The organism is Calidithermus terrae, from assembly GCF_003574345.1.
In the GTDB taxonomy this organism is placed as follows: Bacteria; Deinococcota; Deinococci; order Deinococcales; family Thermaceae; genus Calidithermus; species Calidithermus chliarophilus.
In genome coordinates, this window is sequence record NZ_QXDL01000178.1 from 1 (window position 1) to 8,697 (window position 8,697).

General features: G+C 72.5%; 6 protein-coding genes. 4 read left to right on the forward strand and 2 right to left on the reverse strand.

All coding sequences use genetic code 11. The features are described from left to right. Positions 1 to 153: 153 nt before the first annotated feature. The 4 genes from Mterra_RS16335 (at position 154) to Mterra_RS16350 (ending at position 3,698) form a co-directional block, all read left to right on the forward strand. A complete protein-coding gene (locus Mterra_RS16335) occupies positions 154 to 1,056 on the forward strand; it encodes a pseudouridine-5'-phosphate glycosidase (protein ID WP_119316131.1) in 903 nt (300 codons plus the stop codon). Positions 1,057 to 1,075: 19 nt separating this feature from the next. Further along, the gene (locus tag Mterra_RS16340) at positions 1,076 to 2,008 is read left to right on the forward strand and encodes a RodZ domain-containing protein (protein ID WP_119316132.1); all 933 of its coding nucleotides are present in this window, start codon (positions 1,076 to 1,078) and stop codon (positions 2,006 to 2,008) included. A 91-nt stretch (positions 2,009 to 2,099) separates the two neighbouring features. Further along, positions 2,100 to 3,203 carry an SRPBCC family protein gene (locus Mterra_RS16345; RefSeq protein ID WP_119316133.1) on the forward strand — a complete coding sequence of 368 codons (1,104 nt, stop codon included), beginning with the start codon at positions 2,100 to 2,102 and terminating at the stop codon, positions 3,201 to 3,203. 9 nt (positions 3,204 to 3,212) lie between these two features. After that, entirely contained in the window at positions 3,213 to 3,698 is a 486-nt protein-coding gene (locus Mterra_RS16350; protein WP_119316134.1) for a nuclear transport factor 2 family protein, read from the forward strand. On the opposite strand, the gene Mterra_RS16355 is transcribed toward Mterra_RS16350, so the two are convergent. Further along, positions 3,664 to 7,131, reverse strand: a complete 3,468-nt coding sequence (locus Mterra_RS16355; RefSeq protein WP_119316135.1) for a caspase family protein — start codon at positions 7,129 to 7,131, stop codon at positions 3,664 to 3,666. The two genes, Mterra_RS16350 and Mterra_RS16355, sit on opposite strands and share 35 nt — an antisense overlap. Before the next feature lie 187 nt (positions 7,132 to 7,318). Next, a partial coding sequence (locus Mterra_RS16360) for a CHAT domain-containing protein (protein WP_218022955.1) occupies positions 7,319 to 8,697 on the reverse strand: 1,379 nt, incomplete at its 5' end.

An 8,697-nucleotide genomic window follows, 5' to 3' on the forward strand; every position in this document is an offset into this window, starting at 1 on the left:
GTTTACCCCACCCCGGCCCTCCCCGCGGGCGGGGAGGGCCGGGGTGGGGTAAACCACGAACTACAAGCCACGAGCCTTTCGCTGACGGCTGACGGCTTACCGCTTCCCGCCCCACGCCTTCAGCTCCCCACTCCTGACCGGTATCCTTGAGCCATGCGTCTACACCCCGAAGTCCGGCAGGCCCTCGACGACAACCGGCCGGTGGTGGCCCTCGAGTCCACCGTCATCACCCACGGGCTGCCCCGCCCTGCCAACCTCGAGCTCGCCCGCAAGATGGAGCGGGCCGTGCGGGAGGAGGGTGCGGTGCCCGCGACCATCGCCATCCTGGACGGGGAGATCCACGTGGGGCTCACCGAAGGGCAGCTCGAGGCCGTCGCCTTCGCCGCGCAGGTGGAGAAGGCCAGCCTGTGGAACCTGGCGGCCATCATGGCCCAGCGCAAGCACGGGGGGACTACGGTGGCGACCACGGCCTTCCTGGCGCACAAGGCCGGGATCTCGGTCTTCGCCACCGGGGGCATCGGGGGGGTGCACCCCGCGGGCAGCGGGCAGGCCTCCTACGACGAGTCGGCCGACCTGTTCGAGCTCTCGCGCACGCCCATCGTGGTGGTCTCGGCGGGGCCGAAGAGCATCCTCGACCTCGCGGCCACCCTCGAGCGCCTCGAGAGCTTCGGCGTGAGCCTGCTGGGCTACAAGACCGACAAGCTCCCGGCCTTCCACACCCGCGAGTCCCCCTTCGAGCTGCCCGCGCGCGTGGAGAGCCCCGAGGAGGCCGCGGCCGTGTTCGCCCAGGCCCGCCGCCTGCTGCCCAGCGCCACGCTGGTGATGAACCCGGTCTCGCGGGGCCTCGAGTGGGCCCAGGTGCAAAGCTGGGTCGAGCAGGCCAACCAGGAGGCGGCCCGGCGGGGCATCTACGGCAAGGCCCTCACCCCCTTCCTGCTCTCGAGGCTCGCCGAGCTCTCGGGCGGGGTGACGGTGGAGGTCAACCTGCGGCTGCTGGAGGAAAACGCCCGCCTGGCCGCGCGCATCGCCGGGGCACTGGCCCAGCTCATCGCTTAGCGGCTTAGAATATTCCGAGATGTGCGAACTGGGATACCGTCTGCGCCAAGCCCGCGAAGAGCAGGGGCTCGACCTCACCCAACTCGCCGAGCGGCTCAAGGTGCGGCGGGCCATCCTCGAGGCGCTGGAGGAGTGTCGTTACCAGGAACTGCCCGAGCCCCCGCTGGCGCGGGGCTACCTCAAGCGCTACGCCCAGGCGCTGGGCCTCGACCCCCAGCCCCTGCTGATGCTCTACCCGGCCAGCCCGGGCATGAACCGCACCGTCGAGGTGCCCCCCAAGAGCCGCATCCCCACCCGCACCCCCCGCCGGGCCTGGCTGTGGGTGCTGCCCCTGCTGGCGATCCTGGCCGCAGCGGCCTTCTGGTGGTACTCCACCCGCCAGGAGCCCCGCGGCGAGGCCGCGCCCGTCGCTCCCGTGGCCCCCGCCCCCAAGCAGGTCATGCTGCGGGTGAACAGCGAGCCGGTGGGCGCTCGGGTCTACCTCGACGGCTTCCTGCTGGGCAACGCCCCCATCCAGGCCCCGGTGGAGGTGGGCGAGCGGGTGCTGCGGGTCGAGGCCCAAGGCTACGCGCCCAAGCAGCAGACCCTCAACCTCCTCACCGACCAGAACCTCACGGTGCGCCTCGAGGTCGCCAAGCCCCCGGCCGCCCCCCAGGCCACCCCGCCGGCCGGGACCACGCCTGCGCCCATCGCCCAGCCCAGCGGCAATACCCTGGTCCTGCGGGTCGAACAGACCTCCTGGATCCGGGTCACCGCCCTCGACGGCCGCCAGCTCTACGAGGGCACCGCCCGCCCCGGGACCCAGCTCTCCTTCCCCCTGCCCGTCAACGTGCGCACCGGCAACGGCGGCGGGGTGCGGGCCGTCGTGCAGGGCCAGGACCGCGGCCTGATGGGGGGCGTCGGGCAGGTGGTGCAGCGCCGCTTCGGCAACCCGCCGGCGTCCAACCCGTAAAAGCGGGGCGCGCCCTGCGAAGGTGAGCAATTTTCGGTCTGGCGGGTGAGCACCCTCCCGGGCCACACTTGCCCCGTACAGGAGGCAAGCCATGGCCGTTCCCGGACAGGTGCTCAGCGACCCCACGACCCGAACCCGGCTCATCGTGCGCCGTACCGCCCGCGACAGCGGCGGGCGGGCCCTCGAGCTCGAGGTCTTCTACCCCCCCGGCGCGGGCCGGGAGGCCAACCGGCCGCACTTCCACCGGACCTTCGAGGAAGGCTTCGAGGTGCTCGCGGGCGCGGCGACTTACGTGCTGAACGGGAAGGAGCACACCGCCCGGGCGGGCGAGGGCTTCCGCATCCCCCGCGGGGCGGCGCACCTCAACCCCTGGAACGCGGGCACGGAGCCCCTGCACCTGCGGCAGCTCATCGAGCTCGACCCCCCCGACCGCCGCACCCTCGAGGCCTTCGAGGACTTCTTCGAGACGCTGTTCGGGCTGGCGCGGGAGGGCAGGACCGGGCCCGGGGGGCAGCCGCGCTTCTTCCAGGCGGCGGTGCTGCTGCGCTCACTCCAGCCGAGCTCCTACGCCGCCGGGGTGCCCGTCCCGCTGCAGCAGGGCCTGCTGGCCCTCTTGGGCGGGGCCGGGCGCCTGCTGGGCTACTCCAGCCGCTACGCCCGCTTCGCGGTGCCGGGCGAGGAGTACGAGGCCCCCGGGCCCGCCCGGGCCAACGACTACCACTTCCTCGACCGCTGGCTCGTCCCCGCCCCCCTCGAGACCGCCTGGCGCTACGTCCAGAACGCCGAGGACTACCCCCGCTGGTGGGGCTCGGTCTACGACCGGGTGACGCTGCTGGCGCCCGGCGACGCCGCCGGCGTGGGCAAGCGCTACGCGGTCGTGGTCCACGGCGCCCTGCCCTACAAGCTGCGGATGCGCCTCGAGAGCACCCGCGTGGAGGAGCCCCACCGGCTGGAGGTGCGGGCCGAGGGCGACCTGGAGGGCCGGGGCATCTGGCGCCTGCGCGCCGTGCCCGGCGGCACCGAGGTGACCTACGACTGGAAGGTGCGGGCGACGTACCCCCTGATCCGGGCCCTCTCGCCGGTGCTCCGGCCGGTGTTCGAGTACAACCACACCTGGTGCATGACCCGCGGCGAGCGCGACCTGCTGCGGGAATTGTCGGCCGTCCCCGGGGCGGCGGTGGCGCGGGAGGGCTAGGGGGAAGGTATGGGAAATCTGGCGACCGTACAGGCGATCTACGCGGCCTTCGGCAAGGGGGACGTGCCGGGCATCCTCGAGCACGTGTCCGAGACGGTGCGGTGGGAGTCCTGGGCCGACAACTCGGCCCAGCGGGCGGGGGTGCCCTGGCTCGAGGCCCGGCAGGGGAAGCAGGGCGTGGCGGGGTTTTTCCAGGCCCTGGGCAGCCTCGCGGTGGTCCGCGACTTCCGGGTGCTGGCACTGATGGAGGGGGGCGACCAGGTCGCCGCTGAGGTCCTCATCGAGTTCGAGGTGCCGGCCACGGGCGGCCACGTGCGCGACGAGGAGGTGCACCTGTGGACCTTCGACGGCTCGGGCAAGGTCGTGCGCGTGCGCCACTACGCCGACACGGCCAAGCACATCGCGGCGGCCAAGCCGCCGGGAGGCCGGCCTCGAGAGGGCCAGGCCGATGAGGGGGGCCTCAGCGCAGCGCCCGGATCACCTCGGGGAGGGTGACGTCGGGCTCGAGGTAGGAGAAGTGGTCGGAGCCCACGGTGAGCAGGGCGGGCCGGGGCTGGCGCTGCGGGTCGAGGCTGTGCACGCTGGCGACGGAGGCGGCGAGGTCGTTGGGCTGGCCCAGGAACACGCTGGGGGCCACGAAGCGGATGGCGTTGGGGAAGTTGTCGAGGATGCGCTTGACCAGGCTTTTCGCGCTCGAGCCGCGCTTGACGGAGGCGGTCCCGGCGATCACGGTGTAGGGCAGCGCGGGGTCGGGGCTGTGGCCCAGGGTCTTGAGGAACTCGGAGCCCGGCTGCATCTCGTCGAGGGAGTTGTCCACCGCCTCGACGGCCCCCAGCAGGCCCCCCACCAGCCGCAGCGGCCAGGCCAGGGCCGCCGCGCCGTTCATGCCCAGGGCCAGCGCGGTGGAGGCGAACTGCTGCACGCTGGCCCAGGGGGAGCCGCCGCTGGGGGTGCCCATCACGATGAGGTGGTCCACGAAGGCCTTCCCGCCCTCCTGCTCGACCATCCAGCGCGAGACCAGCCCGCCCATCGAGTGCGCGACGACGTGCAGGGTCTTGCCGTCGCCCGGGCCGAAGCCGGCGGCCTCGAGCTTCTGCCGCAGCAACCGCCCGTTGTCCTTGATGGAGGTGTGGATGTTCTCGTAGTCGAAGGCCAGCAGCAGGTCGTAGCCCTCCTGCAACGCCGCCTCCCCCTCGCCCAGCCGCACCTTGCTGCCCGCACTGTAGGCCAGGTCCTTGGTGTGGCCCAGGATGCCGTGCACGTAGAGCAGCACCTTCTTGGCCCGGGCCACCTTGGCCCGGACCTTCGCGGCGTCGGGCTCGTACTCCACCTTGCCCAGCTCGGGCACGGTGATGGCCGAGAGGCGGGGGTAGTCGAAGGGCAGGCCCAGCTTCTGGCCCACCAGCTTGAAGAGCATCAGCTTGACCGAGTCGATGAGGCCGCGCTCCCCGGCCAGCGGGGCGGGCGCGGGGGTGGGGAGGCGCTCCAGCCGCACGTAGCTGCCCCCGGCCTCGCCCTTGACCGGGAGCGGGCCGCCGAAGCCCAGCGGGAGCCAGAGCTTCTGCTTGGCGTCGTAGCCCACGGCGATGAGCCGGTCGCGCTCCTCGAGCGGGAGGTCGAACTCCAGCTCCAGCGGCTGGGCCTCGCTCACGGCCTTGGGGTCGTTGATCTCGCTGAGCTCGAGCGCGCCTAGCCCCGCGTCGCGCCCCTGGGGCGGGGTGAGGCGGAAGGGCTCCACGCCCTCGAGGTCGGGGAGGTAGGGCGGCAGGTTGGCCCCGCCCCGCGTGGCCTGGGGCAGCCCGATCAGGCGGGCGCGGGCCTGCAGGGCCGGGTGGGGCCGCACCCGCACGCCGTTGCCCAGCTCGGCCACCTGCTTGCCGACCTCGGCCTTGGGCCTGGGGCGCAGGGTGGTGACGCTGAGGGTGAGGGCGGCCCAGTCGGAGAGCTCGGCCTCGCCCTCGGGCTCGAGCCCGATGTGGCGGGTGCCCACCCGGCGCATCAGGCGCTCGAGGGAGTTGCGCGAGGAGCGCGTGGCGGCGGCCTCGCGGTCGAAGGGCGAGTCCAGGGGGGGCTGCGCCAGCAGGGTGGCGTCGAAGGGCCGGTCGCTGACGACGAGCTTGATGAGGTCCTGGGTCTGGGTGATCCCCGCCTCCCACCACTCCTTGGGCACGCGGGTGTAGACCGGCTGGCCCTTGTTGTACCACAGCTCCTGGCCGGGCTCGAGCTTCAGCACCCCCCCGCCCTCCTCCAGCGGAACCACCACCTCGAAGGACTCGCTGAGCACCAGCAGGCCCACGTAGAGGGTCTGCCGCGAGGCGTTCTTGAAGCGCAGCTTGAAGGCGGGCTGGAACCACTTCTCCCCCTCCAGACGGTATTCCAGCCGCAGCTCGTGGCCCCGGACCCGCTCGAAGCGCTCGCTGCCGGGCTTGCGGGTGGTGGGGCCGCTGAGCGAGCGGTAGAACTCGACCGCGACGGCCCCCTCGAGCGTGCTGCCGGGGTTGGCGAGCGCCGCGGTGGCCTGCCAGCGGGCGACGTGCTCCAGGCGCTCGGCCAGCTTGCGCGCCGCGCCGGGCTCGTCGAAGGGCAGGGGCCGGATCAGGGGGCGCTCGGAGTGGGGGCGGGTGAGGGTGTAAGCGCCCCCCTGGGCCAGCAGCCGCAGGCCGGGCTCCCGCTCGCCCTTAGCCTCCGCCACCAGCAACGAGGCCTTGCCGCCGGGCCCCTGGGTGGCGAGGGCCTTGCGCACGGGCTCGAGCCGGGCCCTCTCCCCCTCGAAGGCCACCGCCAGCGGCGGCAGGGGCGTGGCGATCACCTGCGCGGGGTAGGTGAGCTTGGGGTCCAGCTTGGCCTTCCCCACCTCGAGCCTCGAGCGCGCGGGCCAGACCTGGGCCACCGTGGCCTCGCCCAGGGCCTTGTCGGGCGAGCCCCACTCGGCGGGGGTGCTGCCCGCCGGGAAGACCGCCAGCACGGTGCGCTCCTTGCCCGCGCCCTCGGCGATGCCGTGCACCGCGCCCCCGTCCATCACCCAGCCCAGCTCCTGGTCGTGGCTGAGGGTGTAGTAGGCCGGGCGGGGCTGCACCGCCTCGCCCAGGAACAGCCGGTCGAGGGCCTGGGGGGGCACCTCGAGCTGCGGGGTCTGCTGCCGCACGGTCTGGCTCAGCTCGGCCCCCGCCCGCTTGACGAGGTCGCGGTAGGTCAGGCTCCCGCCCGCCAGGGCCTTGAGCAGCGCCACGCTGAAGGCGCCCCGGTCCTGGCCCTGGTGCTGCACCTCCTTGGCCGTCTCCGAGGCGTGGCAGGCCGCCAGCAGCAGGTGCCGCTGCGAGAAGCCCAGCCAGTCGGCGGTCTCGTCCCCCGGCTGGTTGGTGAAGGCTTTGCCGACCTCGAGCACCCCCTCGAGGTAGGTCCCCAGGGGCCGCGCCCGCACGTCGAGCGGGGCCCGCCGCACCCGCAGGCCGTCCTCGAGGGCCGCCCGGGTGCCGCTGCCCGAGTGGCAGCAGTCGAGCACCGCCACCACCTCGGCCCCCTTGCCCGCCACCTCCTCGATCAGCAGCGCCAGTTCCTTATCGGCGAGGTCCTGTCCGCCGGGCGTGCGGCTGTCGTAGCACACCAGCGTCTCGTTGCGCCGGTCAGGCTCGACCTTCCAGAACTTGGGGTCGGCCATCTCCTGCGAGCCGTGCCCGCTGTAGTAAAACAGCGCCAGGTCGCCCGGCCCGGCCTGGCCCAGGTACTCCCGAAACCCCGCGATCACCGCCTGCCGCCCGGCCTCCCGGTCGAGCAGCTTGCGCGGCTTTTGCAGGGTGTATTCGCCCCCGACCCGCTGGCGCAAAAACTGCTCCACCGCCTCGATGTCGTTGACACACCCGCCCAGCTTGGGCACGGGCGAGGGGTAGTCGTCAATTCCCACCAGCAATGCGAAGAGTTTTTTCGCCATGGTTCACCTCTTGAATGGGTCGATAGCCGATAGCTGATAGCCGATAGCTGAACGTCCAACGCCGGGGGCGGGTCGTACGTCCTACGTCGTACGTCGTACGCAAAACGCAAGACGCAAAACGCCTCGGACCTTGACCCTCGACAGGTCACGAGCCACGAGCCGCACGCCACCGGCCACCCACCGCCCCTCACCTCACCACCGCCCCGGGATAGGCGTAGAGGACGTAGGCCAGCCAGGTGGAGTTGTCACGGTTTTCGGGCTGGGCGTCGCGCACCTTGAGGCGGGCGCGGCGGAAGCTCTCGGCGACGGGCTGGTTGTTGCGCAGCAGCTCCTCGTAGAAGGCCTGGGTGAAGCCTAGGGCCAAATCGTCGCGCACCTCCCAGGCCGCGCCCACGAAGGCGGCCACCCGCGCCGAGCGGACCAGGCGCTCGGCCCAGCCGCCCAGGCCGGTGAGGGTCTGGCCCAGGCGGGCGCCCTCGCAGGCGTTGATGAACACCAGGGGGCGGGGGCGCTTGTGGCCGAACTCCACCTTGATCTCGGAGGGTTGCAGCCTGCCCCCCTCGAGCACGATGGCCGAGTCGTCGGCGTCCTGGGCGTCGAAGATGCCGTGGGCCGCGACGTGCATGAGGGTGAAGTCGAGGCCCTCGAAGGCGGCCAGGGCCTGCTCGGAGGTGCGGCAGGGGGGCAGCGCCTCGAGGCCGTCGCGCAGGGTGGGGAGGGTCTGGTAGAGGTATTCCTCCTCGTCCTCGAGGAAGGGCAGGGGCGGCTGGGCCTTCTCGGGGTCGGGGGCCACGGCCACCACCTTCTGCACGCTGAGGTTGGTGGCGGGGCCACCGCTGTCGAGCCAGCGGGCCATGCTGAAGCGCTCGCACCAGAAGGGCTCCTGCTCGGGCACCCCGTCCGCCTTGCGGTAGGGCTTGACGATCTCCCAGGGGATGTGGGGCTCGCTCGAGCGCACCAGCAAAAACCGCACCTTGTCGCGGAAGTCCCAGTAGGCCGTTTGGAGCTCCACCGGGATCAGCAGGTCCCACAGCTCGTTGCCCAGGTGCTCCAGCGCCTCGTGCTGGCGGTCCTTGGCCTCCCGCGCCATCTTGCTCAGGCGCTCGTACACCTTCGCCATCTTCTGCTCGGGGGCCTGCCGCAGCGTCACCCGGCCGCGGGGCCCGGTGAGGTGGCTGAGGCTGTCCTGGTAGCTCTCGAGCTCGAACTCGAGCACCTTGGGCTGGGTGGGGTGGATGCGCACCCGCAGGATCAGGTCGGGCTCGGGGCCGTCGGGGTCGCTGAGGTCGGCGGTGTCGGTGGCCCGCACGGTGACGGCGGCCACCGGGTTGGGCAGCACCTCGATGCGCCCCTTGACCGTGGCGACCGGGCGCTTCTTGTACCAGAACTCGGCCATCAGGCTCAGCGGCCCCACCTTGAGCGGGATGAGGGTGAGGGTCTCGAGCGAGTCCTGACCCGCCTGCAGGATCAGCGGCCTGGAGTCGCCCTCGGGGAACAGGCAGTCGGTGGCCCGCACCACCACCTTTACCGGCTCGCCGGGGTCGTCGAAGCTCACCCCCTCCCCCC

Bases quoted from the DNA above. Each gene is read 5' to 3' on its own strand.
- Mterra_RS16355 (WP_119316135.1), bottom strand. From the start codon at position 7,131: ATGGCGAAAAAACTCTTCGCATTGCTGGTGGGAATTGACGACTACCCC.
- Mterra_RS16350 (WP_119316134.1), top strand. From the start codon at position 3,213: ATGGGAAATCTGGCGACCGTACAGGCGATCTACGCGGCCTTCGGCAAG.
- Mterra_RS16335 (WP_119316131.1), top strand. From the start codon at position 154: ATGCGTCTACACCCCGAAGTCCGGCAGGCCCTCGACGACAACCGGCCG.
- Mterra_RS16345 (WP_119316133.1), top strand. From the start codon at position 2,100: ATGGCCGTTCCCGGACAGGTGCTCAGCGACCCCACGACCCGAACCCGG.
- Mterra_RS16340 (WP_119316132.1), top strand. From the start codon at position 1,076: ATGTGCGAACTGGGATACCGTCTGCGCCAAGCCCGCGAAGAGCAGGGG.